Annotated in this window: 25 protein-coding genes and 2 pseudogenes; 12 read left to right on the top strand and 15 right to left on the bottom strand. The window is 68.3% G+C overall.

Annotated elements, in window-relative coordinates; all coding sequences use genetic code 11:
• Window positions 1–139 precede the first annotated feature (139 nt).
• Together ACLARN_RS16585 and ACLARN_RS16580 are read right to left on the bottom strand one after the other, a co-directional pair.
• A complete protein-coding gene (locus ACLARN_RS16585) occupies window positions 140–775 on the bottom strand; it encodes a response regulator (protein ID WP_409492295.1) in 636 nt (211 codons plus the stop codon).
• Window positions 772–1,959, bottom strand: coding sequence for a sensor histidine kinase (locus tag ACLARN_RS16580; RefSeq protein WP_409492294.1), 1,188 nt, complete (start codon window positions 1,957–1,959; stop codon window positions 772–774). Before ACLARN_RS16580 ends, ACLARN_RS16585 begins: the two co-directional genes overlap by 4 nt.
• A 172-nt stretch (window positions 1,960–2,131) precedes the next feature.
• On the opposite strand from ACLARN_RS16580, the gene ACLARN_RS16575 reads away from it, so the two are divergent.
• The 7 genes from ACLARN_RS16575 (at window position 2,132) to ACLARN_RS16545 (ending at window position 7,730) form a co-directional block, all read left to right on the top strand.
• Entirely contained in the window at window positions 2,132–3,214 is a 1,083-nt protein-coding gene (locus ACLARN_RS16575) for an ABC transporter permease (RefSeq protein ID WP_409492293.1), read from the top strand.
• A complete protein-coding gene (locus ACLARN_RS16570; RefSeq protein WP_409492292.1) occupies window positions 3,211–3,894 on the top strand; it encodes an ABC transporter ATP-binding protein in 684 nt (227 codons plus the stop codon). The genes ACLARN_RS16575 and ACLARN_RS16570 overlap by 4 nt, the downstream gene beginning before the upstream one ends.
• An 18-nt stretch (window positions 3,895–3,912) precedes the next feature.
• Window positions 3,913–4,797 carry a PfkB family carbohydrate kinase gene (locus tag ACLARN_RS16565; protein ID WP_409492291.1) on the top strand — a complete coding sequence of 295 codons (885 nt, stop codon included), beginning with the start codon at window positions 3,913–3,915 and terminating at the stop codon, window positions 4,795–4,797.
• Window positions 4,798–4,899: 102 nt separating this feature from the next.
• The gene (locus tag ACLARN_RS16560) at window positions 4,900–5,070 is read left to right on the top strand and encodes a hypothetical protein (protein WP_409492290.1); all 171 of its coding nucleotides are present in this window, start codon (window positions 4,900–4,902) and stop codon (window positions 5,068–5,070) included.
• A gap of 373 nt (window positions 5,071–5,443) precedes the next feature.
• Window positions 5,444–6,112, top strand: coding sequence for a Crp/Fnr family transcriptional regulator (locus ACLARN_RS16555; RefSeq protein WP_409492289.1), 669 nt, complete (start codon window positions 5,444–5,446; stop codon window positions 6,110–6,112).
• Between the two features lie 19 nt (window positions 6,113–6,131).
• Window positions 6,132–6,464 (top strand): hypothetical protein, encoded by a 333-nt coding sequence (locus tag ACLARN_RS16550; protein ID WP_409492288.1) that lies wholly within the window; start codon window positions 6,132–6,134, stop codon window positions 6,462–6,464.
• A 27-nt stretch (window positions 6,465–6,491) separates the two neighbouring features.
• A complete protein-coding gene (locus tag ACLARN_RS16545) occupies window positions 6,492–7,730 on the top strand; it encodes a glycosyltransferase family 4 protein (protein ID WP_409492287.1) in 1,239 nt (412 codons plus the stop codon).
• Here ACLARN_RS16545 and ACLARN_RS16540 read toward each other — a convergent pair.
• From ACLARN_RS16540 to ACLARN_RS16520, 5 genes and pseudogenes are all read right to left on the bottom strand, one after another.
• Complete coding sequence (locus ACLARN_RS16540; RefSeq protein ID WP_409492286.1) at window positions 7,666–10,263, bottom strand: ATP-binding protein; 2,598 nt, start codon at window positions 10,261–10,263, stop codon at window positions 7,666–7,668. The genes ACLARN_RS16545 and ACLARN_RS16540 overlap by 65 nt on opposite strands.
• 98 nt (window positions 10,264–10,361) lie before the next feature.
• A pseudogene (locus tag ACLARN_RS16535) lies at window positions 10,362–11,153 on the bottom strand (MFS transporter); the annotation flags it as partial.
• 128 nt (window positions 11,154–11,281) lie between these two features.
• Window positions 11,282–11,539 (bottom strand): annotated as a pseudogene (locus ACLARN_RS16530) (MFS transporter); the annotation flags it as partial.
• Between the two features lie 169 nt (window positions 11,540–11,708).
• Window positions 11,709–11,906 (bottom strand): hypothetical protein, encoded by a 198-nt coding sequence (locus ACLARN_RS16525; RefSeq protein ID WP_409492285.1) that lies wholly within the window; start codon window positions 11,904–11,906, stop codon window positions 11,709–11,711.
• A 77-nt stretch (window positions 11,907–11,983) separates the two neighbouring features.
• Window positions 11,984–12,223, bottom strand: coding sequence for a hypothetical protein (locus tag ACLARN_RS16520; protein ID WP_409492284.1), 240 nt, complete (start codon window positions 12,221–12,223; stop codon window positions 11,984–11,986).
• Window positions 12,224–12,532: 309 nt separating this feature from the next.
• On the opposite strand from ACLARN_RS16520, the gene ACLARN_RS16515 reads away from it, so the two are divergent.
• Entirely contained in the window at window positions 12,533–14,302 is a 1,770-nt protein-coding gene (locus tag ACLARN_RS16515; protein ID WP_409492283.1) for a hypothetical protein, read from the top strand.
• 598 nt (window positions 14,303–14,900) lie between these two features.
• Here ACLARN_RS16515 and ACLARN_RS16510 read toward each other — a convergent pair.
• Genes ACLARN_RS16510 through ACLARN_RS16500 form a run of 3 tightly spaced genes read right to left on the bottom strand, consistent with a single transcriptional unit; the run spans window position 14,901 to window position 16,803 of the window.
• Window positions 14,901–16,001, bottom strand: a complete 1,101-nt coding sequence (locus ACLARN_RS16510; RefSeq protein ID WP_409492282.1) for a sensor histidine kinase — start codon at window positions 15,999–16,001, stop codon at window positions 14,901–14,903.
• Window positions 15,998–16,648 carry a response regulator gene (locus ACLARN_RS16505; protein WP_409492405.1) on the bottom strand — a complete coding sequence of 217 codons (651 nt, stop codon included), beginning with the start codon at window positions 16,646–16,648 and terminating at the stop codon, window positions 15,998–16,000. The genes ACLARN_RS16510 and ACLARN_RS16505 overlap by 4 nt, the downstream gene beginning before the upstream one ends.
• Before the next feature lie 5 nt (window positions 16,649–16,653).
• Complete coding sequence (locus ACLARN_RS16500) at window positions 16,654–16,803, bottom strand: hypothetical protein (protein ID WP_409492281.1); 150 nt, start codon at window positions 16,801–16,803, stop codon at window positions 16,654–16,656.
• Between the two features lie 22 nt (window positions 16,804–16,825).
• On the opposite strand from ACLARN_RS16500, the gene ACLARN_RS16495 reads away from it, so the two are divergent.
• Window positions 16,826–17,617, top strand: coding sequence for a BPL-N domain-containing protein (locus tag ACLARN_RS16495; RefSeq protein ID WP_409492280.1), 792 nt, complete (start codon window positions 16,826–16,828; stop codon window positions 17,615–17,617).
• 63 nt (window positions 17,618–17,680) lie between these two features.
• Complete coding sequence (locus tag ACLARN_RS16490) at window positions 17,681–18,211, top strand: response regulator transcription factor (protein WP_409492279.1); 531 nt, start codon at window positions 17,681–17,683, stop codon at window positions 18,209–18,211.
• 61 nt (window positions 18,212–18,272) lie between these two features.
• Here ACLARN_RS16490 and ACLARN_RS16485 read toward each other — a convergent pair whose 3' ends face one another.
• The 3 genes from ACLARN_RS16485 to ACLARN_RS16475 form a co-directional block, all read right to left on the bottom strand.
• Window positions 18,273–18,962, bottom strand: coding sequence for a choice-of-anchor P family protein (locus ACLARN_RS16485; RefSeq protein WP_409492278.1), 690 nt, complete (start codon window positions 18,960–18,962; stop codon window positions 18,273–18,275).
• A gap of 24 nt (window positions 18,963–18,986) precedes the next feature.
• Complete coding sequence (locus tag ACLARN_RS16480) at window positions 18,987–19,811, bottom strand: L,D-transpeptidase family protein (protein WP_409492277.1); 825 nt, start codon at window positions 19,809–19,811, stop codon at window positions 18,987–18,989.
• 346 nt (window positions 19,812–20,157) lie between these two features.
• Window positions 20,158–21,675 (bottom strand): nucleobase:cation symporter-2 family protein, encoded by a 1,518-nt coding sequence (locus tag ACLARN_RS16475; RefSeq protein WP_409492276.1) that lies wholly within the window; start codon window positions 21,673–21,675, stop codon window positions 20,158–20,160.
• A 91-nt stretch (window positions 21,676–21,766) separates the two neighbouring features.
• On the opposite strand from ACLARN_RS16475, the gene ACLARN_RS16470 reads away from it, so the two are divergent.
• Both ACLARN_RS16470 and dpgD read left to right on the top strand, forming a co-directional pair.
• Window positions 21,767–22,081: a hypothetical protein gene (locus tag ACLARN_RS16470; RefSeq protein WP_409492275.1), complete on the top strand. Its 315-nt coding sequence runs from the start codon at window positions 21,767–21,769 to the stop codon at window positions 22,079–22,081.
• 37 nt (window positions 22,082–22,118) lie between these two features.
• The gene (gene dpgD, locus ACLARN_RS16465) at window positions 22,119–22,922 is read left to right on the top strand and encodes an enoyl-CoA-hydratase DpgD (RefSeq protein WP_409492274.1); all 804 of its coding nucleotides are present in this window, start codon (window positions 22,119–22,121) and stop codon (window positions 22,920–22,922) included.
• A 27-nt stretch (window positions 22,923–22,949) separates the two neighbouring features.
• On the opposite strand, the gene cysC is transcribed toward dpgD, so the two are convergent.
• Both cysC and cysD read right to left on the bottom strand, forming a co-directional pair.
• A complete protein-coding gene (cysC, locus tag ACLARN_RS16460; RefSeq protein WP_409492273.1) occupies window positions 22,950–24,791 on the bottom strand; it encodes an adenylyl-sulfate kinase in 1,842 nt (613 codons plus the stop codon).
• A complete protein-coding gene (cysD, locus tag ACLARN_RS16455) occupies window positions 24,791–25,882 on the bottom strand; it encodes a sulfate adenylyltransferase subunit CysD (RefSeq protein ID WP_409492272.1) in 1,092 nt (363 codons plus the stop codon). Before cysD ends, cysC begins: the two co-directional genes overlap by 1 nt.
• Window positions 25,883–25,908 lie beyond the last annotated feature (26 nt).

Genomic DNA, 25,908 nt, shown 5'->3' with positions numbered 1-25,908 from the left:
CGCGACCCGCTCGGTGTCCCGCTCGCCCGCGCCCTCGACGAGAGGGCGCTGGCACGGTTGGCCGATCCCGCGGAGCGGGCCGACGTTGGTCGTGCGCGCCTCCCGTGGCGGCGGCGAGCGAACGTCATGACACTCCGCGCTAGCGGCGGATGAGACCCAGGTCGGTCGCGGCGGCGACGGCCGCGGTGCGCGAGTCGACGGCGAGTTTGGTGTAGATGCGGGCCAGATGGGATTTCACGGTGCCTTCGGTGAGGTGGAGCCGGGTGGCGATGGCTCGGTTGGAGAGGCCGTCGGCGACCAGCGCGAGGACTTCGATCTCGCGCCGGGTCGGGGCGGTGTCGGGGGCGCGCATCCGGTTCATGAGCCGGTCGGCGACGGTGGGGGCCAGTGTCGTGCGTCCGGCGGCGGCGGCGCGCACGGCGGCGGCCAGCTCTTCCGGCAGGGCGTCTTTGAGGAGGTAGCCGGTGGCGCCCGCTTCGATGGCGGGGAGGGTGTCGGCGTCGGTGTCGTAGGTCGTGACGATCAGGACGCGCGGGGCGCCGGGGCGGGCGGTGATCGCGGCGGTGGCTTCGGCGCCGGTCATCCCGGGGCCGAACCGCAGGTCCATCAGCACGACGTCGATGTCGCCCGCGGCGGCACGGGTCACGGCGTCCTCGGCGGTCGCGGCCTCCGCGATCACGATGAGGCCGGGTTCGGCCTCCAGCAGGGCGCGAAGTCCGACCCGCACCAGGGGATGGTCGTCCGCCAGGAGAAGGCGGATGGCTGTTTCGGTCAAGGGCTCGCCTCGGGCAGGGGCAACCGGGCGGCCAGCGCGGTGCCGTGGGCAGGAGTGGATTCGAGGGTGAAGGTGCCGCCCAGTGCCTGGGTGCGGCCGCGCATGGCGGCCAGTCCGAAGCCGCCATTCTCGGGATCCGCGGTCGGCAGCTGGTCAAGGTCGAAACCCGTGCCGTCGTCGACGATGTCGAGTGCGATGCGGCCATCGAGGTAGCTCAGGGTGATCTCGGCGGTGGCGGCGTCGGCGTGGCGGACGGTGTTCGCGAGGGCGGCTTGGGCGATGCGGAGCAAGGCGACCTCATACGCGGTCGGCAGCGGCACCGGATCGCCGGAAAGGTGGAAGCGCGCGGCGATCGGGTGGCTGGTGCTGGTGGTGGTGCACAGGCGCTCCAGCGCTCCGGCCAAGGTGGTGTCGTCCAGGGCGGGCGGGGTGAGGGCGGCGACGAAGCGGCGGGCTTCGGCGAGGTTGTCCGCGGCGGCCTGGCGGGCCTGGGTGACGTAACGGTCCCCGTTGCCGGGGACGCGTTCGGCGGCGCGCAACAACAGCTGGATGCTGGAGAGTCCCTGTGCGAGGGTGTCGTGGATTTCGCGAGCCAGACGTTCCCGTTCGGCCAGCACCCCGGCGGTGTGCTGGGCCTCGGCGAGGTCGGCGCGGGTCGCGGTGAGTTCCCCGATCAGCCGTCGCCGTTGTTCGCTCTCCTGGTAGAGGGCCTGATATCCCCACACGACGGCCACGGCGACGGCCGCACCGAGCGCGGGGCCGATCACGGCGGCGGGATTGAAGACGCCTTGGTGCGCGGCGAAGGCGACGATCGCGGTCAGCGCGGTGGCGGCCACCGCCGCCGCGCCCGTCCGGCGCGAGAGCAGATGGAGCTGGAGGAAGTACAGCGGGAACGCGACCCAGACCCCGTCCGCGGTCAGCACCACCAGCGCCAGCCACGCCGCGCACACGGCGGCCAGCCACCACGCGGCGACGCGGCGGGAGGTGCGGACGCGGGGGAGGAGCGGGCCGATCGAGTACACCAGCGCGCAGAGCGCAGCCACCGCGACGACCGGTCCGGCCTGGGGCAGGCCACCGGCGACGGCTCGCCCCGCGGCCAGGGCGAGCAGGGCGATGAGCAGCAGGTGCAGACACCAGGTCAGTACCCGGCTGGTCGGGGTCAAGGTGGGAGCGGTGATGTTCACAGTGCGTTCCAGGTTACGGAGCAGGCTCCGGATTCACCTCTATCGAAAGGTGGAACCGGCGCGCCTCCTTCCGGCTCGCGAAGTGCTGTCCCCAGCCAGATGTCCTGGTCGGACCGGGCGGCGAAAGTGGAGGCATACCGACTCCGCTCGCTGGAAAGGACAAACCGAGGCCGTGTTCGTCGCCTGGAGAGACCTGAAATTCGCCAAAGGGCGCTTCGCGCTGATGGGTGCCGTCGTCGTGCTGATCACCCTGCTGGTCGGCCTGCTGTCCGGGTTGACCGCCGGGCTCGGCAAGCAGAACATCTCCGCGATCACCGGCCTGCCCGCCGACAAGATCGCCTTCGCCGCACCCGACGGCGGCCAGGATCTCTCGTATGCCAACTCCACCGTCACGGAACAGCAGTGGCGGCAGTGGGCCGCCACTCCCGGTGTCACCAGCGCTGAACCGCTGGGGATCACCACCACCAAGGCCGTTTCCGGCACCAGGAGCACCGGCGTCTCCGCTTTCGGCGTCCAGCCCGGATCGGTTCTCCTGCCCGGCACCGGCGAAGTCGCCGGGAACTCGGCGGTACTCTCCACCGCGGCCGCAGACGACTTGGGAGCCGGGCCCGGCGACACCATCACCCTGGCCGGACGGCAAGTGACCGTGACCGCCGTGGCAGGAGACGCCTCCTTCAGCCACACCCCGGTCGTCTGGACCAGCCTCGACCTCTGGCGCACCATCGCGCCCCCCAGCGGCGACGGCGGGCAGGCCGCGACCGTGATCGCGCTGACGACCTCCGGCGCCGATATCGCGGCCATTGACCAGGCAGCCGGCACCAGGACGGTGTCCAAGGACGACTCGTTGTCCGCGATCGGCTCCTACACCTCCGAAAACGGCTCCCTGCAGTTGATGCGTGGCTTCCTGTTCGCGATCTCCGCACTGGTCATCGGCGCCTTCTTCACCGTGTGGACCATCCAGCGCAGCGGCGACATAGCCGTCCTCAAAGCACTGGGTGCCACCACGGCAGGCCTGCTGAAGGACGCGCTCGGCCAGGCCGTCGTCCTGCTCGTCGGCGGCACTCTCGTCGGAACCGGTCTCGCGGCCGGCCTAGGCGCCGCCATCACCGGATCCGCGGTGCCCTTCGAACTCACCCCCGCCACCGTTCTCGTCCCGGCTCTCGTGATGATCCTGCTCGGCGCGCTCGGGGCCGCATTGTCCATCCGCCGCATCACTTCCGTCGACCCGCTGACCGCATTGGGGAGCGCCCGATGAGCCTCTACCTCGCCGACATCACCCTCACCTACCCCGATGGCGACTCCCGTCTCACCGCCCTCGACCACGTCACCCTGGAGGTCCCACGCGGAAGCATGACCGCGGTGGTCGGCCCCTCGGGCTCCGGCAAGTCCAGTCTGCTGGCCGTCGCCGCCACCCTCATCACCCCCGACACCGGAACCCTCACCATCGACGGCATCACCACCACGGGGCTGACCCGGGGTGAGCTCACCGACCTGCGCCGTCACAAGATCGGGATCGTCTTCCAGCAGCCCAACCTGTTGTCCGCCCTCACCGCGACCGAACAGCTCCAGGTCATGGCCCAGATCGACGGCCGATCACCGGGCAAGTCCCGTGGCAGGGCCCGCGAACTCCTGGCGGCCGTCGGTCTCACCGCCGAGGCGGACCGGCGGCCGCACCAGCTCTCCGGCGGTCAGCGCCAACGCGTCAACATCGCCCGTGCCCTGATGAACGACCCCACCATCCTCCTGATCGACGAACCCACCAGCGCCCTCGACCACGACCGCGGCGCCGCGGTCGTCGACCTCATCACCCGGCTCACCCATCAGCAGGCCACGGCCACCATCCTGGTCACCCATGACCGCACCCACCTCACCGCCGCCGACCAGATCGCCGAAGTCCACGATGGACGCCTCCACCTTCCGGCCCCGGCCCGCTGAACAGAAAGGTCCACTGCGATGAGCGGACGTTTGATCCACACCGGGCAGGTCGTGGTGGACCTCGTGATGCGGGTGCCGAACCTGCCCGTGCCGGGCGGGGACGTGATGGCGTCCACAGTGGACTTCGTGCCTGGTGGGGGCTTCAACGTGATGGCCGCTGCCGCCAGGGCGGGTGCCCCGGTGCTTTACGCCGGGACACACGGCACCGCGAACTTCGCCGACCTCGCCCGGTCGGCGATGGCCGCCGAGGGCATCGTCCTCGCGCACGAACCGATGGGCGAAGGGGACACCGGGATCGTCGTCGCCCTCGTGGAGGATGACGGTGAACGCAGCTTCATCACCGGCGCCGGAGCCGAAGGGCGGCTGTCGCGAGGCCTGCTCGACGGCATCGCCCCCACCGGCCAGGACGTCGTCTACCTCACCGGATACAGCCTGCTGCACGCGCCGAACGCGGAAGCCCTGCTGGACTGGTTACCCAGGATCGGCGACGCGACCGTCCTGTTCGACCCAGGCCCGCTCGCCGGTGACGTTCCCGGCCAGGTGCTCGCGGCCGTTCTGTCGCATGTGGACATTCTCAGCTGTAACGCCAGGGAAGCGAAAGCCATGGATCTGGAAAGTGGTCGAGTGGAGACGCTCGTCGTCAGGGATGGCCCCGCCGGATGCCGGGTGGTCGTCGGAGAACGCGTCGTGTCCGTGCCCGGATTCGCGGTGGACGCCGTGGACACCAACGGTGCGGGGGATGCGCACTGTGGCGTCCTCGCCGCCGAACTGATCGCCGGGACGAGCCTGCTCGAGGCCGCTCGCCGGGCGAACGCCGCCGCCGCGATCGCCGTCACGAGGCGGGGACCCGCCACCGCACCCATCCGGGCCGAACTGGATGCCTTCCTTGGTCTCGCCCGGTAGAAGCAGGGTTCCGGTCGACGGCCCGATACGCGGCAACGGTCACTATGGCTTCCCCGCCGCTCGCTGCTGATCAGCCCGGCTTCTCGCAGCACGGTGGCCTGTTTGCTGGCTGTGCCGATCGAGGTGCGGACGTGGGTGGTCAACGCGGTGGTGGTGTGCGGCGTGGTCAAGAAGGCCAGGCAGTCGGCGCGGGTCCGGCCGAGCAACGGGACAAGCCAGCGCGACGCATCGTCGATCGGCGGCGGGGTGTCCTGGCCGGCCGTGGCGGGGTAGATCAGCACCGGTGGCAGCTCGGGGTCGATCAGGGTGACCGGTCTCTCGAACAGAAATAGCTGGGCACCAGCGTCAGCCCACGCCCGGCGAGGGTTTCCGGGTACTGCAGTTCCAGCTGGCCCCCCGGGACCCCGACCACGCCCTGCACGCCCGCGCCACGGCTCAAGCCGTCCTCGCCGCCGCGGCCGGTCGCTAGTATCGCGCTTTCATGGCAGGCAAGGGGTCCGGCGCGGGCGATCGGTAGTCCCAGGCAGCATCGGAAGGTGCATTGAGACATGGTCCGGTGAGGGCCAGTCAGCGTACGAACATGCCTGGCTCTAATCATTCGATCGGATTAACCCACGTTGATGTGTAGAGTAATACACTCAGTCCCATGTCTCAGAACACATCTCTTCACCTGACTGACTTCCTCAGCGCACGTCAGCGCGCTGAGCTGGAAGGTCTTGCTGACGAGGTGGCCTATCCGCCCGAGCACACGATCTTCTGGGAGGGCGAACCGTCCCTCTCGGTGCTGATCATCCAGTCCGGCAATGTGAAGGTGACTCGCCAAGGTGCGGATGGCGCGGAGATCATCTTCGCGATCCGAGGGGCGGACGAGGTAATGGGCGAGGAGGGCGTGTTGATGGCCGAGTCGCGCTCGGCCACGGTCAGCACGATCACAGCGGTTTCCGGTTTGATCCTCCGCGCGGACGAACTGCTGCGGTTCGTCAGCCAGCAAGACCTCTGGCCTGCGATGTACCGGGCGGCCGTCCGGCGCCGCCGTCAGTTGGAGGAGCGGCTGATGCTGGCCAGACTGGACGTCCGCAGCCGGCTGGCGCGGTGGCTCCTGGAGCTGGCGACCGAGGTGGGTGAAGACACCGAAGCGGGCTGGGTCATCGAATCGACGCTGTCACAACAGGACCTCGCCGCCCGGATCGGCGCATCCCGTGACGGGGTGGCGATCGAGCTGCGGAAGTTGCGTGAGCGGGGGCTGGTCACCACCGGGAGGCGGCGGATCGTCTTGCACGATCTGGCCGCGTTGCGAGCAATCGTTGCCGGTTGACGAAGAGGAGAACCGAAGGGTGACGATGATGGCCGAGGATCTGGGTCCATTCCAGGACTTCTGGAACGCCTGGAATGAGGTAGACGACGAGATACGCGGCAAAGCGTTCGAGCACTTCCCCCGCGCAGTGGAGATTCAGTTCGACGAAATGCGCGAACACCTCGGCAACAACGACTCTCGAGCGGCCGCGCGCGAAGTGACGGACGTGATCAGCATCGCGCTCAACACCCTGCGCTGGCTGGGCTACGGACCGGCAGAGGTGGCTCAGATCGCCCGCGACCGCGCCAGGGAACGGATGCGTGGCCAAACTCCATCGATCCTCGACAAGTACCGACGCGAATACGACATCTGACACCAGGGGACGGGGCAGGGGGAGCCGATGCCGAGCACGTCATTCCGAACCAACGGTTGGGCGCGCGCCGAGCCCCCGTCCATCCTGCTGATCAGTGACGAGTGGTCACCGAAACGCGGAGGGATCTCCCAGTTCAACAGGCGCTTGGCGATCACGTTCGCGGCAGAGGGCTACCGGACCGCGTGTCTGGTCGAGGCCGCGTCCGCGATCGAGTCCGCGGACGCGGAGGAACACGACGTCCGGCTGTTCACCGCGCCTGCCACTCCCGATGGGCCGAGACTGTTCGTACCTTCGCCGGAGGTGGTCGCCTGGTGTCCGGACGTGGTGATCGGACACGACATCGTCAGCGGCTCGGTGGCCTGGGCGTACTCCAAGTACTACGTCCCGACCGCGGCTCTGGTGCACGTCATGCATACGTCTCCCGCTCAGAACGAGTCCTACAAACCCCATCCCGACCGAGCCAGGCGGACCTCCGATCGTGAGCGGCGGATGCGGGAGATCGCCGCCGATGCCGCCGTCGTCGCCGCGGTGGGGCCGTTGCTGCGCAACCGTGCGGAGGCGATCCTGGGCAGCAGGGACGTGCTGCAGCTCGACCCCGGCATCGACATTCCCGACGACCCGCGCTGGCTGCGCCGTAGCCCGCCGTCCAACTCGATCGTGCTGATGGTGTGCCGCACCGAGTACATCGAGCCCAAGGGCCTGGACATCGCGGCCAGCGCCGTCGCCGGAATGCGGTACCCCTATCACCGACCGCCCCCGGAGCTGCGGATTCGCGGGGCACACGGCGAACGGTGCGACTCGCTCAAAGACGAACTCGTCACCCGGTTCGGGATCGCCCGCGACCGGATCGACGTGCGCGAGTACGACGCGGCCCCCGCCGCCATCGCACAGGACCTCGGCCACGCGGCACTGTTCCTCATGCCGTCACGGGCCGAGGGGTTCGGCCTCGCGGCGCTGGAAGCGATAGGGCTGGGCACCCCGGTGCTCATCAGCAGCCGTAGCGGTCTCGCGCAGATGCTGCGCGACAACTGCCCCGAGTTCGCCGAGCCGATGATCGTCCCGGTGATGGACGATCTGGAGCAGGACATCCGTACGTGGCGGAACGCCGTGGAGCGCAAGATGGACAACCTGACCGGCGCGTTCGACTACGCGCGAGAGATGCAGCGCCGTCTCGCCGTCCGGTTCAGATGGAGCGCGACGGTCAGTACGCTGGTGTCTCGCCTGCCGGTGCCTGCGCAACGCCGGTCGAAGCCACAAGGGCCGTGAGCCGGACCGCGACGCGTTCGGCGGCTGGATGCCGGATCTCCCGGTACGTCGCGAGCGCCTCGCGTAGCGCGCTCGCGCGATCCCGGTCGTCTGGATACACCTCAGCGAGCTTTTCCGCCGAGACGGCGATCCAATACCGGTCGCCGAGTCGCCGGTCGAGCGACTGGGAATACTGGTAGTGCTCGATAGCCTGGACGGGACGGCCCAGAGCACGTTCGACGTCGCCCAGTACGAGCAGGACGTAGGCCTGTCCCTCGAGGTGCCCGATCGCGGTGTACAGGTCGAATGCCCGAGTGCCGAGCCGGCGTGCCTCATCGTTGCGATGCAGAGCGGAAAGCTGTTCGGCCAACGCCGCCAAGGCGTCAGCGTGTCCGAGCCGATCAGGGCGGTCCTGGACCAGACTCCACGCCCTTTCCGCGTGCTTCAGCGCTTCGATGTGATCACCCTGAGCGCTGAGCACCCTCATACAGGCCAAGTGGTTTTTGATCTCACCGACCTCATCGCCGAGCTCCTCGTACAGCTCTGCGGACCTCCTCAGCAGCTGGATGGCTTCGTCGATCTCGCCGAGGCGTGCGATCGCGGTCGCCAGGTTGCGGCGGCTCGTGGCCTCGCCGAGCCGGTCGTCCGCCTGGACCGCCGCCGCCAGGGCGGCGCGATGAACGGCGGCACGTTCGGACCAGCGCCCTGTGCGGCGAAGGAAAGTGGTGCACGCCCAAGCCAGCCGCCAGGCGTGCCCAGGCAGCCCGTGGTCGGCGGCGAATCCGACGAGTGTCAGGAGAGTGGGGTGCTCGTCGGTGAACCAGCCCATGGCGTCGGCGACTTCGGTTTGGCCGAGCGCACGTCCCCCGATGAGCGCGTCGCGACCGTAGCGATGCGGCAGGATCTGCCGTTCGGCATGGAGCGCGGTATGCAGATAGTGCCCCACGAGCCGGGCCGTGGCGGCCGTCCGCTCCGGATCGGTCGCGGCCAGCTCCGCGGCATAGGCGCGCAGCAAGTCGTGCAGGCGAAACCGGCCTGGCCGGAATTCCAACACCAGATGGGCGCTGGTCAGTTTGCGGAGCGCGGCCTGGGCACCGTCGTCGGCCAGCGCCCGGCAGGCGGCGAGCCCGATGTCGGCGCCAGGGTGCAGGCCGAGCAGGCGGAACAGACGAGCGGCCGCGGGTGGCAGCACTGAATACGACCAGGAGAAGACCGCCCGCAGGTTCAGATCCGGCTCCCCGAGGTCCAGCGCGTCCAACCGACGGCGCTCGTCGCGCAGTTCCCCGAGTAGGTCTCGCAGAGGCAGAGCCGGCTGATTCGCCGCACGCGCGGAGGCCACGCTGAGCGCCAGCGGCAAATGCGCGCACAGACGCACCAGCTCCGCGGTGGACTCGGGATCTTCTTCAAGGCGCGCTCGGCCGACTCGCTCGGAGATCAACGCGAGCGCACCCGCGTCGGACAGGACGTCGAGCGCGATTCGGTGGGCGCCTTCCCGGACCACCAGACTGTCCAACCGGTTCCGGCTCGTGACCACGACGAGGCAGACCGGGCTCGCGGGCAGAAGGGGGCGCACGTGATCGCTCGATCGCGCGTTGTCGAGGACCACGAGCATACGGCGCTCGGCCAGCATGCTGCGGTAGAGCGCGGATTTGGCGTCGTGCCCGGCCGGGATCGCCTGCGGATGCACCCCGAGCGTCTGGAGGAAACTGTCCAGTACCTGGTCGGGGTCCAAGGGATCCTGCTCATCGAATCCGCGGAGGTTGACGTGTAGTTCGCCGTCCGGGAACCGGTCGCGCACCTGATGCGCCCATGCCAGCGTCAGTGCGGTCTTCCCGATACCGGCGGTGCCGTCGATCGCGGCGATGACAGCCCCCGTCCCGGGCCGCCGCGGCGTGAGCAGTTCGGTCAGCCGCGTGAGTTCGGCGTCGCGCCCCACGAACTGCCGGGTGCTCACTGGGAGCTGATGGGGAGCCGGTCGAGGTGACACCGGCGGTGGCTCGTCCACGAGCGCGAGTTCTCCGTCCACAAGCCGGATCCAGGCAGTGGTGTCGGTTTCCTTGGCGGTGACGTGAATCCGGTGGTAAGTGTGACGTGCGGCCGTCGCGCTGTGCCAGACCACCTCGTCGAAGAACCACGCCGACGTGATCACGCTCAGCAGCCCGCCGGACCTGGCGTGCGCGGCCTTGAAAGAGGGCGCGTCGAGGAGCCGGAACGCGAGGTTCACCGCGTGGCCCACCACTCCGTGGTCGTCGTAATGGATCTCTCCGGCGTGGAGCGCGAGTCGCAGCCGGATGTGCTCCTCGGTCGGGTGCCCGGCGTTGTGCTCCTGCAACGCGAGGACGAGCGGTGCCGGCAGCGTCTCGACAAGTGTGCTCTTGGCGACCTCCGGCGGCAGGATCATGAGTACTCCGTCGCCGCGATCCTCGTGGTCGTAGTCCGTCCAAGGGACCTCGGCCTCCCTGAACGCCCGATCCAGGACGCCGTACAGACCGCGTCGCACCGCGAGCTGGTGCAGGTTCGTGCGCCGCCGGTCGCCGAATGCGGACACGTCCACGACCAGCACTGTCCGGTGCACAGCCGCGCGGAAAGCCACGTGTCCATCAAGCCATCTCGGGATGCCGCTAGCAAGGAAACGGGGCGGGAAAACCGACGTCACCCGGTGGTGTCGTCTTCCGTCTGCGGCAACGGCTTTCCGGCGGTCTCCCGCAGTGAGAACGCCGCGACGAGCCCGACGACGGCGGCGACCATGAGGTACGGGCCGGGGACGAGGGTGCTGCCGGCCGCGGTGAGGTTGTAGGCGATCGACAGTCCGCCTTGGCGGGTGCGGGTCGGGAAGATCTCCGCGGACCACACCGCGTAGGTGCCGAGGATCGCGGCGAGTACGACGCCGAGCGTGAGCCCGCCGATCCACGTGCCGATGAGCCCTGTTCGCATCACGAGGTACGCGGGTGTCGCGAGGACGAAGAGCGCGATCCCCGCACCGAGCAGGACCGGCCTCCGCCCGACCCTGTCGGAGGGACGCCCGAAGGCGGGCATGAGGACGAGGGCGAGGAGCGAGATCGCCGTGGACAGCAAGGCGGCACTGCCCGCGGAATGGCCGAGGTGGTCGGTCTCGTAGGTGACGAGATAGGTGAGCACGGCGTAGAACGGCACATGCATCATGGTCATCAGACCGGCGGCCTGGAAAAGCTGCTTCTTGTTGTTGCGGAACAGTTCCCGGACGGGGCTGCGGGGCACGTCGCCGGTCGCCTCGAGCGCGCGGTACTCCGGGGTGTCCTCGATCTTGGTGCGGATGACGAAGCCGATGATCCCGAGCGGCGCCGCGAGGAGGAACGGGATCCGCCAGCCCCAGGACGCCAGTTGCGCGTCCGAGAGACCGAGCGACAGCAGCAGGAACACGAACGATCCGGCGAGGAATCCCAGCAGGGAACCGACTTCGAGCCAGCTGACGCCGAAACCGCGGCGGTGGCGTGGTGCGTATTCGGCGAGGAAACTCGCCGCGCTCCCGAACTCGCCGCGAAACCTTGCAGCAGCCGCAGGAAGACCAGTAACAGGGGAGCGGCGATCCCGATCGTCGAGTACCCGGGCAGCAGGCCGATGACCAGGGTGGCGCCGGACATCACGAAGATGACGATGGACAGCGTGCGCTTGCGGCCGATCCGGTCATCGAGCAGACCGAACACCAGTGCCCCGATCGGCCGGATCCCGAAGGAGACCGCGAAAACGCCGAATACGGCGAGCAGTCCGGCGGTGGCGTCGCCCGCGGGGAAGAACACCGACGCGATGGTGCTCGCGAGGTAGGCGTAGGCGGCCCAATCGAACCAGTGCACGAAAACGCCGACGGCTCCCGCGGCGATGCTGCGCCGCAGGGTCGGCGGTGGTGGTGGTGGTGGTAGTGGTGACGAACTCGTCGGGCGGAGAGTCCTGTGTGGTCATGGTGCCTCCTCGAACCATGTCGCGCGAGGACGGTCCGTCTCCACGTTCGTCCTCAGTGGACGGTCAGGCCGCCCGGTCCACGCCGGTCCAGGCCAGGGCGATCGCGCCGTCCAGCAGGGCGCGTTCGGCCTCGCCGCCGACGCAGTGCGCGGCGAATTCGCGCTGGTGGTTGATCGCGGGCAGCGAGCCGATGCCGATGTAGGGATGGATGGCGGGGACGACCTGCGAGACATTGCCCATGTCGGTCGACGCCCGGTTCATCCGGGACGCCGTCCCGCGCCCGCCGAGCCTCACGCGGACTGATGGAGACCACCAGCGGTCGAGTACCGGGACATGGACTACATAAAGTCCGGTTTCCTGGTCCGGCGCGGCGCTTCGCTCAGTGTGGCGCGCAAGGGGCCGATCATCGCCGGGCTGCTGCTGAGCACCGTCATGGTCGGGGCGAGTTTCACCGATTCGACCGCGATGGTCATCGTGATCCTGTCCGTCGCCTTCTTCGGGAACGGTCTCGCGTCGATCACCTGGTCGCTGGCGCCGCGGCGGCTGTTCGGGCTGACCGGGGGGATGTTCAACTTCATCGGGAACCTGTCCTCGATCGCCACCCCGATCGTGATCGCGCGTCGCCGAGCACTCCGGGTAACCGGGAGGTTTCGACGAAGTTGCCCTGAAACCGGGCAAGAAAAATCACCCCTTGATCCTGTAACGCTACACGTCTGGGTGATGATAATCAGCTGAAGCTGTGTTTCCGGATCATCCGCCGAGAACGATGAGGTTCCTCGAACAATCCGTGTAGTGGATGAGACAGGACGCTGCGGCCGTGGCAAGGGGGCTCGGCCGCTCGGCGCCGTCGCCGGATTCTCGAACCTTGACTATGGGGGATTCACCTCGTGAGCAGTGTGGAACTGACCGGCCCGCCGCAGGTGGCGGAGCCGGACCGTGGCCGCGCCAGACCGTCAGGCGACGGCCTGGCACCCCCGCACCGGGGTTTCCCGCCGTTCCTCGGCGCCCTCGCCTCGGTCCTCGCCGGTACGGTGCTGATCGCCGTCCACGCGAGCTTCTACGGCAACTGGATGATCGACGACGCGGCCATCACGTTCGCCTATTCCCGTAACCTCGCCGACGGTTTCGGACCGGTTCTGCAGCCTGGGGTGGAGCCCGTCGAGGGCTTCTCGAATCCGGTGTGGATGGTGCTGCTGGCACTCGGGAAACTGGTCGGCCTGTTCGACAACGGCACGCTTTTCGGCATCCCCGATTACGTCTTGTTCCCCAAGGGTTTGGCGCTGCTTTGCTGCGCGGCCATCCTGGCGCTGGTGTACGTCGCCGCGAAGCGCGTGACACCGCGGCCCGCCCTGGTCACCGTGATCGCCGGTGCGGCGCTCGCGGCCAACTCCTCGTTCGTCATCTGGTGCTTCTCCGGCCTGGAGAACTCGGTCTACGCCCTCGCGGTCACCGCGGTGGCCGTGGTCACCCTCTGCGGCGTGAACTCCGGCACGCTCCTGACCGCGAAGGTCGCCGTGTCGACAGGCGCGCTCGCCGCCCTCGCCGGGCTGAGCCGCCCCGACGGTGTCATCTACGCGGCCGCGTTCCCGATCGTGGTCGCGCTGTTCACCCGCCGCGGCGGCCTGGCCCCGGCCGTCCGGGCGGTACTACTGTCCGCCGCCGGGTTCACCGTCCCGTTCGGTGGTTACCTGCTGTTCCGCTGGATCGAGTACGGGCGCCTGCTGCCCAACACCGCGGTCGCCAAGGCGCAGCCGCTCCCGGCCGTCACCGACATCGCCAAGGCCGGGACGGTCCTCCAATACGCGGGCTGGCTGCTGGTCGCGGTCGCGATCGTCTGTCTCGCACTGGTGATGCAGAAGCCGTCCAAGCTCCGCGCGGGGATGGTCGCGCTCGTGGTCCCGTTCGGCCTGTCGGTGATCGCCTTCTGTGTCCTCCAGGCCGACTGGATGGGACAGCTCCGGTTCGCCACGCCGATCTGGGCGCTCGGCACACTCGGCGGCACGATCGTGATCGTCGAGACCGTGCGCAAGGCGCGGATCCGCGGCCGGGTCCTGCTGGTGGCCACGCTCGTCGTCGCGACGGTGTCGTCGGTCGACGGCTTCTACACTCAGGGCAAGAAGTACCACGACACCCCGAAAACGCCGTTCTGCAGTGTCGTCGAGCGCGACGCCAGGGTCACCAACGGCGTCGCGGACCTCCTGAGGCTGCCCGATTCCGCGAAGATCGGCGTGATCGACCTCGGCGGGATGTCGCTGGTCAGCAGGCTCCAGGTGATCGACCTCGCCGGTCTCGCCGACCGCGTCATCGCCGACTACCTGAGCACCGCGGATTTCGCGGGTGAACGTCAGTACGTGTTCGACCAGGTCCGTCCGGAGCTGATCTCGCTCATCGGCTCGTGGGACACCACACTCGGCTTCGCCCAGGACGAACGGTTCGCGCGGGAGTACGAGGTGCTCTACCGCAGCCCCCGTGACCCGGCCGCGTTCGGTGACGTCGGGGTGTGGGTGCGCAAGGATCTCGTCCGCGACCCCGCACTGCTCGCCGCGGCGCAGAACTACGTGACCACCGAGACCCAGAAGGTCGTCGCGGCCAACTCGGTGGCGCATCTGCGATCCTGCGGGGACATCCTCCGTCCTGGCCAGACCCCTGTTCCCTGACCGGGCGGATCCTTCGCCCATCGTCGACATCCAGATGGGGACCTGCTTTACGTCGGCACACCACGAACATCCTCACTGTCGTGAGTAGCGATTCGGGATATTGAGGGGGTGCGGCAAAGGTGTCGTGTTCGAGTGCGGTCCCGATGCCGGACCGCGATCCACACAGTCCCGCGCGACAGCCCTGGTGACCGCCGGATCCGGAGGGGTGTGTGGAAATAGGGACACTCAACGTCCCTATTTCCACACACCCCTCACCCAGGGTCACCGTTGCCTCGGGTTGTTTGTCGACGCCACGATCGTCCGATGCCTGCTGGTGCTTGCCACGATGACCTTGCTCCGCAGGATCGGCCTGCGCGACCGCCAGGGGATGGGGCAGATCTGACCGGCTGTTCCGTCCCCGCCCCGCCGGCCGAATCCGACTAGGTCACGAGAGATCTCCGCCCAATCACGCGAGATCGCTGCTCAAGCACGCGTGATCGCTGCTCAAGCACGAGTGATCGCCGCCCGATCACGCGTGTCCTGCTATTTCACCGTCTTCAGGTATCTGGCCGCGGAACCTGCGCGTCTCGTGCTCGCCCTCGGCCTTCACGGCGAGAACCTATCGGCCCGCCCGGCTTCCCTGACCGGTGATGGGCAACCGCAACCGCAGGCGGAAGCCGCCGTCGGGGGCGGCGTCGGTGACCACGGTGCCTCCCAGCAGTGCCGCGCGTTCCCGCAGGCCGAGCAGTCCGTGGCGGGCGCTGGGCAAGGCCAGCGTCGGCCGGGTCGCCGGGGTGTTGCTGACCGTCACCGTGAGTTCGGCGCCGTCGTGCGCGATGTCCACGGTCGCTGTGCTCCCGGGCGCGTGTTTGCGCACATTGGTCAGAGCTTCCTGGATGGTCCGGTAGATCGTGCGCTGGACAGCCGTGTCGATGCCCTCCGGCGCGATTCCGGTCCGCCGCGTCTCGATGCCGCTCCCGGCGATCAGACGGTCGAGGTCGGACAGCGTGGGCTGGGGCATCAATTCGGTGGTGGAGCTGCCGGAAGCGCGCAGCAGGTTCACCATGTGGCGTAGCTCGTCGAGGGTGTCGACCGACAGCCTGCGCACGTTTTCGGCGGCGGATTTCGCGGCCGGGTCCGCGGTCGAAACGCTGAGCGCGCCCGCTTGCACGGCGATCAGGCTGACCTGATGCGACACGACGTCGTGCATTTCGCGGGCCAGCTGGGTGCGTTCCTTGGCGAGGGTCGCCTGGGCGTCCAACACCCGTTCGTGTTCACGGGCCTGCCGGATTTCCGCCAGACGCAGGGTGAGTTCGCGCTGCGTGTGCACCAGCCTGCCGAGGAAGATCGGCGCGGCCGGGGTGATGATCGCGTAGATGACGGTGAGCATCAGGTCGGTTTCGTCGAACTGGAGATCGAGGCCGGGGAACACGTAACAGGCAGCGGCGGACAGGCCGCATCCGATGAGCAGGTACCGGTTCGAGCGCTGTTGTGCCACGGCGTAGAGCGCGATGAGCGTCGCGATGACCGAGCCCGAGATCGCGAGGGCGGGCAGCGTGATGGCGAATACGAGCACCGGCCACCGGCGGTGGAACGGCAGGACGCCGAGAGCCACCAGCGCGGCGGCGAGCATCAGCGGCTCGGATCGGTCCAGTCCCGCGTCGATCGCGGCGACGGCGATCCACCCGGCGTCGACGAGAAACCGGCGCGCCCGGCTCACGACCGGCCTTCGCCGTTGCCCAGCAAACCCGCCTGCTGTGCCACGAGGGCGGCCTGGACGCGGGTGGCGACGCGGAGTTTCGTGAGGATGGCGGACACGTGGTCCTTGACCGTGCCGACGCTCAGGTGGATCCGGCCCGCGATGTCCGCATTGGACAACCCGTCCGCGATGAGCACGAGCACCGCGCGTTCCCGTTCGGACAGCTGGCCGACCTGCGTGGCGGCCGACGAGCCAGCTCCCGATTCGAGATAGCCGTCGACGACGGTGCGCGTGACCTTGGGGGAGAGCACCACACCACCGGCGGCCAGCGTCCGGACGAAATGGGCGAGCAGGTCGGGGGCGGTGTCCTTGAGCAAGAACCCGGCGGCGCCCGAACGCAACGCGGTCGCGATGTATTCGTCGGAGTCGAAGGTCGTGAGCATCGCCACGCTCGGCGCTTTCCGCAGGCCTCGCAGCTGCCGCAGGATGGCGAGCCCGTCGACGTCGGGCATGCGGATGTCGAGCAGCACGACGTCCGGGCCGTGCAGGCCGATCTCCTTGACCGCCTCGGCACCGGTCACGGTCGCCACGACCTCGATGTCGCCCGCGGCCTCCAGGATGAGGCGGAACCCCGAGCGCACCAGCGCCTCGTCGTCGACGACGACCACTCGAATCATGCGCCCAGTCTCGCCGCAACCGGCGGGCGGGCACCACCCGAGGCCGGAAGGCCCGCGCCGGCCGACCGGGTGGACAGCACCAGCCGGTCGGCGGGTTGTTCGGGCCGGGTCGCCGGTGCCGGACGGTCACCGCGTGCGCCGAGCATGGAGTGCGACGAAAGGAACCTCGTGGACGAACACGACTCCGAACCGAGCATCGTGAGCAGGCGCCGAGTGCTTCTCGGCACGCTTCCCCTCGCCGCTTTGCTGGCGGTCGGCTGTGGCTCGCAGGCGCTGGGGGACGAAGGCGGCCCTCGGCGGTTGGCGTTGGTGTACAACGGCCCGCAGGGCTGCACGGATTGCGCGCCGACAGTGGCCGCGTTGCTGCGCAAGGCACCGCAACCGTTTGAAGTCAAGTACGTCGGCCCCGGCACCGGGGTTCCGCTTACGGCCGCCACACTGGCCGAGGCGCAGCTCTACGTCCAGCCCGGCGGCGGGGCCGATCTGGAGCGAACCTGGCGGGACCTGCGTGGTTCCGCGCAGGTGATGCGCGACTGGGTGCGGGCGGGCGGCAGTTACCTTGGCCTGTGCTTCGGCGGCTATCTGGCCGGACGTGACCCGGGTTTCGGCCTGCTGCCCGGTGACACCTACGGGTACGCCGGTTCCCCCGGCTCCACCGTGCCCGACGATCGCGACACCGTGCTGGCGGTGACCTGGCGGGGCCAGCCTCGGCACATGTACTTCCAGGACGGTCCGGCTTTCGCGCTGGACGACGGCGCCGAAGCGACCGTCCTGGCGACCTACGGCAACGGAGCGGCCGCGGTCGTCGTCGCCCCGTACGGAAAGGGCCGGGTCGGGGTCAGCGGTCCTCATCCCGAGGCTGACGAATCCTGGTACGAGGACGCGGGATTGACCAATCCCGACGGTGTCCGCTTCGACCTGGCCTACGAATTGATCGACACGACGATCAGACGGCGGTGAACCGGAACCGTGGAACAAGTGCGGGTGAGTGTCTGTGCGTCGGATCCCATCACGACAGCCGGGATGGTCAGCTATCTAGAGTCCTATGTGGACATGAAGATCGTCGGCGGCCGGAGGCGCGATGAGGCGGATGTCGTCGTCGCCGCGTTCGACCGGCTTTCGGACAACGCGATCGTGACGCTGCGGCAGAGCGCGGCCGAGCTTGGCAAGCCGATTGTGCTTATGGTCAACCAGATCCAGGAGAGCGAGCTGGCGGTCGCCGCGGAATGCCGGGTGGTCGCCGTGCTGCCGCGTACGGCGGCGACCGGCGAACAGCTGCCCGACAGCGTCCGGTCCGCCGCGGCGGGCAGGGCGAATCCGCCGTTGGGTTCGCTCGGCCCGCTGATCGAGCGGCCGGCCGCGACGAACCTTTCCGCGCGTGAGATCGACGTACTGCGGTTGATGGCAGACGGCCTCGACACGAACCAGATCGCGGCCGAACTGTCCTATTCGGAACGGACGGTCAAGAACATCATCTACGCCATGACCGGCAGGTTGCGGTTGCGGAACCGGGCGCACGCGGTGGCATACGCCGTGCGGACGGGAGCGATCTGAGGGCGCCCCATCGAGTGTGGCTTCCGAGCCGGAAGCCACACTCGCGTTGTGTGAGGCGTGGTCAGCCGGTGACGTCCAGGTGTGCGGGGACCGGGGTGGGCTTGGGGGCCTTGCCGCCGGGCTGAGGCTTGTCACCGCTGGGTTTGGTCGGCGGTTCCGGGGTGGCGCCGGGGGATTTGGCGCAGGTCGCCGACGCGATGTCCAGAGTCTGTGTCCGGCCGAGCAGCTTGGCCGACACCGCGGTCACGGTGAGCGTGCCGCCGGCGTTCTTGGTCTGCTTGTTCACCACCAGTTCGAGCAACGGGGCCAGCGGGACGGTGGTGTTGGGCGGGACCTGGTCGAGCTTGATCGCTTTGCCGCCGACCTTCAGGTTCACGATCGACACCGAACCCTTGCCGTCTTGGCATTCGGCTTTGATCACGTCGGCGCTCAGCCCGGGCAGAGTGGCCGCGGCGGGCAAGGTGGCGAGGTCCAGCGAGAGACCGGCGACGCTGGACTTGGCGTGTCCCGGTTTCACGTCGGCGTTCAGCGCCTTCGCGCTGACCAGAGACGGGCCGGACGTCGGCAGCGCCACCGAGGCGAGCGACTCCTTGCCCGCGCCGGAAACCGAAGGCGTACGGGGAATCGTGACCAGACCGGACGCGGCGATGGCGTAGGCGGACTCGGCCGGGGCGGCCACGGCGGGGGCGGCGGTGAAAACCAGGCAGGCCGCGGCCGTGCAGGCGAGAACGCTAGTTGTGCGTGGGGACAAGGAAATTACCTCCATGATCGGGTTTCAGGTGATGTTCACGACGGTGCCGAGCGGCAGCTCCACGAGGCGGTCCAGCGCCTCGCGGGTGACCCGGATGCAGCCGTCGCTGGTGGCTTTGCCGACGAAACTGTCGTCCGGCCAGGTGTGAAGGCCGACCGTGCCGGGCCCGCCGCCGAAGGTCTCGTGCGAATCGGAATGGCTGCTCAGTGGCAGCACGATCGGGCTGTAGGTGTTCACGCTCTCCTTGATCGAGGCGAGAATGAACGCGCGGCCGGTGGGCGTGGGGTGCTCGGGTTTGCCGGTGCCGATGGTCCACGAGCCGGCCGGCTTGCCCATTTCCAGGATTTCCAGGCGGAATCCGGCGAGGTCCACGTTGACCTGGAAGTCGTTGTGCGCCGACTCCACGGTTTCCGGGGTGGCGTGCAGCCAGCCGGTCGCGCCGTTGGGCCGGGCGGGCAGCAGCACCTGTGCCCAGTCGCCCTGCCGGGCGATCACCGGGACCCAGGTCGGTGAGCCGATCTGGGTTTCGGGCAGCCGGGCGATCGGCTCCGCGCCGGGTGCGCGGTAGACCATCGCATCCGCCTTGGGATGCAGTACTTCCCCGCCGACGGGGAGCGTGGGGGACGGGTCCGCGGGCGCGGAGTTCAGCTGGCCGAAGGTGTTCGCCTCGGGCAGCGAGGCGAGCAGCTCGGGCGACGAGGGTGGCGGCGCCACGGGGGCAGCGGCGCCGCCACCCTCGTCCCCGGTGGTACCGCAGCCGGACAGCGGAAGCATTGCCAGCACCAGTACGAGAAGCGCGCGAACCGGATGAGGGCGTGCGCCACCGCAGGAGGTCTGCAGTTTGGTCATCGGGGCCTGTCCTTGCGCAGAGTCATCCGCAACGGGATACGAATCGGGAACGATCATCTCTAACAGGAAAGCGATGCGTTAATCAATGCGCACGGTAGGTGATCGGACCGAATCTGCCTGCGGTTTTGTCGCGTTTTCCCAGGTCGATCGGATCGGTTGAGTTCACTCGATCGAGGTGGAAATGCGTTTTCGCTATTTCGGGAGGAAAACACGCTACGTATTTTTCCTGCGGCCATTCGGAGGACTCGCGGCAATAGTGGCGGGCGCGATGACCACTCGGAGTGTCCTCTCCACTCGTGGTGAGGGTGGTTGGACGGGCGCAGGGCTGCGGCGTGGCGATGCGGCGTCAGTGCCCCTCGGGTTCGGCGCCGATCCGGTAGTGCACAGGGTGGCCGTCCGCGTCCCGCACCGGGACCGGTTCGCCGTTGGCGTCCACGATCTTGCCGTCGACGATCCGGTCGCCGTTCTTCAGCTGGGAAAAGGCTTTGAGATCGGAGTAGTCGATCACCCGGGTCGCCGTCGCGAACACCGACGGGTCGGTGCCCGCTTTGCCGGGCTTCAGATGGTTGAACACCAGGTTCAGCACGACGGCCATGAGCGCGGCGGCGCTGATCCCGGAGTGGAAGATCGTGCCGACCCACGCCGGGAAGTGGTGGTAGAAGTCCGGCGCCGCGATCGGGACCATGCCCAAACCGACGGAAGCCGCGACGATGACCAGGTTCATGTTCCCGTCGTAGTCCACTTTGGACAGTGTCTTGATGCCGGACGCCGCGACCGTGCCGAACAGCACGAGACCGGCGCCGCCCAGTACCGGGTACGGGATCGCGGCGACCACCCTGCCGAGTACCGGGAGCATGCCGAGGACCAGCAGGATCACCCCGCCGGCGGTCACCACGAACCTGCTCCTGACCCCGGTGATCGCCACCAGGCCGACGTTCTGGGCGAACGCGCTCTGGGTGAACCCGTTGAAGACCGGTGCGATCGCCGAGGACGCCATGTCGGCACGCAGGCCGTCGCCGATCCGGCGTTTGCCGACCCGCGTTCCGACGATCTCCCCGACCGCGAGGATGTCGGCCGTGGTCTCGGTGAGGGTCACCAGCACGACGATGAACATCGACACGATCGCGGCGACGTCGAAGGTCGGCGCCCCGAACGCGAACGGTGTCGGTACCGCGAAGATCGGGCCGTCCCCGACGTCGGAGAAATCAGCCTTGCCGAGCAAGGCGGCCAGAACGGTGCCCGCCGCGATCGACAGGAGGATCGAGAGCCGGGAGATCGCCGGGACGGCGACCTTGCTGAGCACCAGCACGATCGTCAGGGTCAGCGCGGCCAGCCCGATGTTGGACACCGAGCCGAAGTCCGCCGCCTTGGTGTTGTTGCCCATCGCCCACTGCGCCGCGACCGGCATCAGGCTGAGCCCGATCACCGTGATCACCGTCCCCGTCACGACCGGCGGGAAGTACTTCACCAGTCGCGAGAACACCGGCGTGATGAGCAGGCCGAGCAGCGTGGAAACGATCACCGCGCCGAACACCGCGGGTAGTCCGCCATCGGCCACGATCGCCGTCATCGTCGCCACGCCGGCGAAGGAAGTGCCCTGGACCAGTGGTAGCCGGGAACCGAAGAAGGGCACGCCGTACGACTGCAGGATGGTCGCCAGCCCGCCGATGAACAGGCACGACGCGACGAGCAGCCCGATTTCGGCGGGTGGGACGCCCGCGACACCGCCGATGATCAAGGGCGGCGCGATGATCCCGCCGTACATCGTCAGAACGTGCTGGATGCCGTAGGTGAAACTCTTGCCGATCCCGAGCCGTTCGTCCTCGGGCCTGCCAGCCTCGTCGGCCCGTGTCCTCTTCACCATGGATCCGCCTCTCGGTAGAAGCGAGCGTTTCCGGGAAATTTCAGTCTGCGGAGGTTAGCTTCCACATAGCAGAACTTGCAAGACTGAAATTATGGACCTGCGGTTCGGCGTCCGCGGCGAGCCGTTCCCGGAACCGCTCGCTCGTACCTTGCCGGTCGAGCTGCCTGTCCGCGACCTCCCGCATCACCTGGTTCAGCTTGATGACTTCGTCGAAGAGGTCTCGGGACTCGGAGAACTCCAGCTGCATCGCGCGTTCACCGTGGTCACTGTCCCCAATGCCTCATTGGAGACGCTCAGCGACACCAATGCGACATTGGGGACATCAGCCGCACGTGCCCTCGCGACTCACCACGACACCTTTGCCTTATCTCTCAACAATTCCACTGGTGAGAACCGACGTCGGTAGGTGTCCGGCGCAGCGTCCGGACTGCGAACATCCACGGATGGTGGGCAAGTCGCGGGTGCTGTACGAAAAGGACGGTCACGTCGCCAGGGTGACGCTCGATCGTCCCGCTGTCCTCAACGCGATGGACCGGCGTATGCACGAGGAACTGGCAGCGATTTGGGACGATTTCGAGCACGACGACGATTTGTGGGTCGCGGTGCTCACCGGTGCGGGCGACAGGGCGTTTTCCGTGGGACAGGACCTGAAAGAGCTCGTCGAGCGAACCGAGAACGGCAGTGCGACGCCGGCGACGTTCGGCAGCCGTGGCCTGCCCGGTTGGCCGCGACTGACCGAGCGGTTCGACTTGGCCAAGCCGATCGTGGCCAGGGTCAACGGCTACGCGCTGGGCGGCGGATTCGAACTGGCGCTGGCGTGCGACATCGTCGTCGCCGTCGACCACGCCGAATTCGGTTTGCCGGAGGCAAGACTGGGGCTGATCCCGGGTGCGGGCGGCGTCTTCCGCCTCAGCCGCCAGCTCCCGCCGCGCATCGCGCTCGGCCACCTGATGACCGGCCGCAGGCTCAGTGCGGCTCGCGCGTTGCGGTTCGGTCTGATCAACGACGTCGTAAGCGCCGATGAGGTGGACTCCTGCGTCCAGGGGTGGGTCGACGACCTGCTGCGCTGCGCCCCACTGGCGGTGCGCGCGATCAAGCAGGCCGCGCTGGCGTCGACGGATATCCCGCTGCCGCAGGCCTTCGCGACGCGCTACCCGTGGGAGGAACGGCGGATGCTCAGCGAGGACGCCAAAGAAGGCCCGCTCTCGTTCGTGCAGAAGCGAGATCCGGTGTGGCGCGGGCGTTGAACTCCGGGCGCGAGGCGGCGCATCCGATCAGCCGCCCAGCCGGTCGAGCAGTATGTTCGCCTGGTCCGCGGCGTCGCCGTCGTCGGGTCGCAACACCACATCCGGGTCGGTAGGCGGCTCATAGGGGGCGTCGATGCCGGTGAATCCGCTGATCTCGCCCGCCCGCGCCTTGGCGTAGAGCCCCTTCGGGTCGCGGTCTTCGCAGACCTCGATCGGCGTGTCGACGAAGACCTCGACGAACCGCAGGCCCGCTTGAGCGTGGCTGCGGCGGGCCCGGTCGCGGTCCTCGCGGTACGGGCTGATCAGGGACACGATGGCGATCACACCGGCGTCGGCGAACAGTCTGGCCACCTCGCCCGTGCGGCGCACGTTCTCCGCGCGGTCCTGCGCGGAGAAGCCGAGACCGGCGTTGACACCGTGCCGCAGATTGTCGCCGTCGAGCAGGTACGCCGGACGCCCGGACGCGACGAGTCGCCGCTCCAACTCCGCGCCGACGGTGGACTTGCCGGACGCCGAGAGCCCGGTCAGCCAGACGGTCATCCCTTCCGTCGCGCGTTGCTCGCGGGTGACGGAAGGCTTGTGCCACAAGACATTCGGCGTGGTGACCGCGGGGCCGGTGATCATCCCGGCGGCGACCGTGTTGTTCGTGACGTCGTCGATCAACACGAAGCCGCCGGTGTCGCGATTGCGCCGGTAGGGATCGAACAGCAGCGGCTGCCGGGTGCGCAGCCGGACCCGGCCGATCTCGTTCAGTGCCAGCGAAGTGGCCGCCTCGTCGCGGTGCAGCGTGTTCACGTCGAGCCGGTAGTCGAGTTCCCGCACCGTGGCTTGGACCGAGCGAGTGGTGTGGTGCAAGGTGTAGTGGTCGCCCGGTTTCAGCTTGGCGTACTCGGTCATCCAGCAGACCATGGCGTCCACTTCGGACGCGACGTACGGACGGTTGTGCGGGCGGCAGAGCAGGTCGCCACGCACGATGTCGATCTCGTCGGCCAGCTCGATCACGACCGCCTGCCCGGCGAAAGCCTCGGCGATCTCGGAACCGCCCGGACCCCGGATCGCCCGCACGGTCGTGCTGAACCCGGATGGCAGTACGGTGACCTCGTCACCGGGTTTGAACACGCCGCCCGCGATGGTCCCGCTGTAGCCCCGGAAACCGTTGCGGCCCTCGGAACCGTGTGCGCGGATGACGAACTGTACCGGGAAGCGCGCGTCGATGAGGTTGCGGTCAGAGGCGACGTGCACCTCTTCCAGCTGCCGCAACAGCGTCCTGCCCCCGTACCAGGACATCTCCGCGGCACGGTTGACCACGTTGTGGCCGTGCAGCGCCGAAATCGGCACGAAGGTGAGGTCGTGGATGTTCAGTTTCGCCGCGAAAGCCCGGAACTCCGCACAACACTCCTCGAAGCGCTCCTGCGCATAGCCGACCAGGTCCATCTTGTTCACGCACACGACCATGTGCGGTACACCGAGCAGACTGGCGAGGAACGCGTGCCTGCGTGACTGCTCGAGTACGCCTTTGGTGGCGTCGACGAGGATCAGCGCGACGTCCGCCGTGGAAGCCCCGGTCACCATGTTGCGGGTGAACTGAGTGTGCCCAGGGGTGTCGGCGATGATGAACTTCCGGCGTGGGGTGGCCAAATAGCGGTAGGCCACGTCTATCGTGATGCCCTGCTCGCGCTCGGCGCGCAGGCCGTCGGTGAGCAGCGCGAGGTCGGTGTAGGAATGCCCGCGCTGGGCGGACGTGTGCGCGACCGCGGCGAACTGGTCCTCGAAGATCGCCTTGGCGTCGTAGAGCAGCCGTCCGATCAACGTCGACTTGCCGTCGTCGACGCTGCCCGCCGTGGCCAGCCGCACCAGGTCGCCGGACATCAGAAGTAGCCCTCCTTCTTCCGGTCTTCCATGCCCGCGTCGGAGATCCGGTCGTCGGCGCGGGTGGCACCCCGCTCGCTGACCCGGGTCGCGGCGACTTCGGCGACGACCTCGGCGGCCGTCGCGGCGGTGGACTCCACGCATCCCGTGCAGGTGGCGTCCCCGACGGTGCGGAAACGGACGGTGGCGGTGAACGGTTCCTCGTGGGGTGACGGCGGCAGGAATCTGGTGTTGGCCAGTAGCATGCCGTCACGGCTGACGACCTCGCGCCGGTGCGCGTAGTAGAGCGGCGGGAGCTCGATCCCCGCCGCTTCGATGTAGGTCCAGATGTCCAGCTCGGTCCAGTTGGACAGCGGGAACACTCTGACGTGCTCGCCTTTACGGTGCCGCCCGTTGTACAGCCGCCACAGTTCGGGGCGTTGGTTGCGCGGATCCCATTGGCCGAACTCGTCCCGCGGGCTGAAGACCCGTTCCTTGGCGCGGGCCTTCTCCTCGTCACGTCTGGCGCCGCCGAACGCCGCGTCGAATCCGTGCTCGGTGATCGTGCGGAGCAAAGTGGTGGTCTGCAACCGGTTGCGCCCAGCCTGCGGATCCTCGACGACCCTGCCCGCGTCGATGTCGTCCTGGACATGGCCGACGACCAGGCGCAGGCCGAGCCGACCGACGACGTCGTCGCGGAACGCGATCACCTCGTCGAAGTTGTGCCCGGTGTCGATGTGCACCAAGGGAAAGGGCATCGGCGCGGGCCAGAATGCCTTGGCCGCCAAGTGAAGCATGACAACCGAGTCCTTGCCGCCGGAAAACAGCAACGCCGGATCGGCCGACGTCGCCGCCACCTCCCGGAAGACGTGCACCGCCTCGGCCTCGAGCGCTTGCTGATGTGTCAGTTCATACACAGACCGCGACGCGTACCCAGCCATTGAATGTTCCTCAGCCGCCGACGAACAATTGCAGGAGAATTTGCCATAATCGCGATGGAATCCGATCTTATCAGCCTGGCGAAGGAGTCGGCATCGACGTTTCGTTGATCGCCGCCTGCGTGAAACGGCGATGACCACACGCGCCACCGGCCGGTACGGTGCGTTGTGCATAATGTCGTCGGCCGAGCGGGGTGCGC

The organism is Amycolatopsis sp. cmx-11-12, assembly GCF_046269425.1.
Lineage (GTDB): Bacteria > Actinomycetota > Actinomycetes > Mycobacteriales > Pseudonocardiaceae > Amycolatopsis.
Note: the sequence above shows the minus strand (reverse complement) of the source record. Positions and strands in the feature narration are given on the sequence as shown.

What these genes read in the sequence shown, in the direction of transcription:
- ACLARN_RS16570 (WP_409492292.1), top strand. Translation starts at nt 3,211, where the DNA reads ATGAGCCTCTACCTCGCCGACATCACCCTCACCTACCCCGATGGCGAC.
- ACLARN_RS16565 (WP_409492291.1), top strand. Translation starts at nt 3,913, where the DNA reads ATGAGCGGACGTTTGATCCACACCGGGCAGGTCGTGGTGGACCTCGTG.
- ACLARN_RS16555 (WP_409492289.1), top strand. Translation starts at nt 5,444, where the DNA reads ATGTCTCAGAACACATCTCTTCACCTGACTGACTTCCTCAGCGCACGT.
- ACLARN_RS16545 (WP_409492287.1), top strand. Translation starts at nt 6,492, where the DNA reads ATGCCGAGCACGTCATTCCGAACCAACGGTTGGGCGCGCGCCGAGCCC.
- ACLARN_RS16525 (WP_409492285.1), bottom strand. Translation starts at nt 11,906, where the DNA reads ATGAACCGGGCGTCGACCGACATGGGCAATGTCTCGCAGGTCGTCCCC.
- ACLARN_RS16520 (WP_409492284.1), bottom strand. Translation starts at nt 12,223, where the DNA reads ATGAAGTTGAACATCCCCCCGGTCAGCCCGAACAGCCGCCGCGGCGCC.
- ACLARN_RS16500 (WP_409492281.1), bottom strand. Translation starts at nt 16,803, where the DNA reads ATGCTCGGCGCACGCGGTGACCGTCCGGCACCGGCGACCCGGCCCGAA.
- ACLARN_RS16490 (WP_409492279.1), top strand. Translation starts at nt 17,681, where the DNA reads ATGGTCAGCTATCTAGAGTCCTATGTGGACATGAAGATCGTCGGCGGC.
- ACLARN_RS16480 (WP_409492277.1), bottom strand. Translation starts at nt 19,811, where the DNA reads ATGACCAAACTGCAGACCTCCTGCGGTGGCGCACGCCCTCATCCGGTT.
- ACLARN_RS16475 (WP_409492276.1), bottom strand. Translation starts at nt 21,675, where the DNA reads ATGGTGAAGAGGACACGGGCCGACGAGGCTGGCAGGCCCGAGGACGAA.
- ACLARN_RS16470 (WP_409492275.1), top strand. Translation starts at nt 21,767, where the DNA reads ATGGACCTGCGGTTCGGCGTCCGCGGCGAGCCGTTCCCGGAACCGCTC.
- dpgD (WP_409492274.1), top strand. Translation starts at nt 22,119, where the DNA reads ATGGTGGGCAAGTCGCGGGTGCTGTACGAAAAGGACGGTCACGTCGCC.
- cysC (WP_409492273.1), bottom strand. Translation starts at nt 24,791, where the DNA reads ATGTCCGGCGACCTGGTGCGGCTGGCCACGGCGGGCAGCGTCGACGAC.
- cysD (WP_409492272.1), bottom strand. Translation starts at nt 25,882, where the DNA reads ATGCACAACGCACCGTACCGGCCGGTGGCGCGTGTGGTCATCGCCGTT.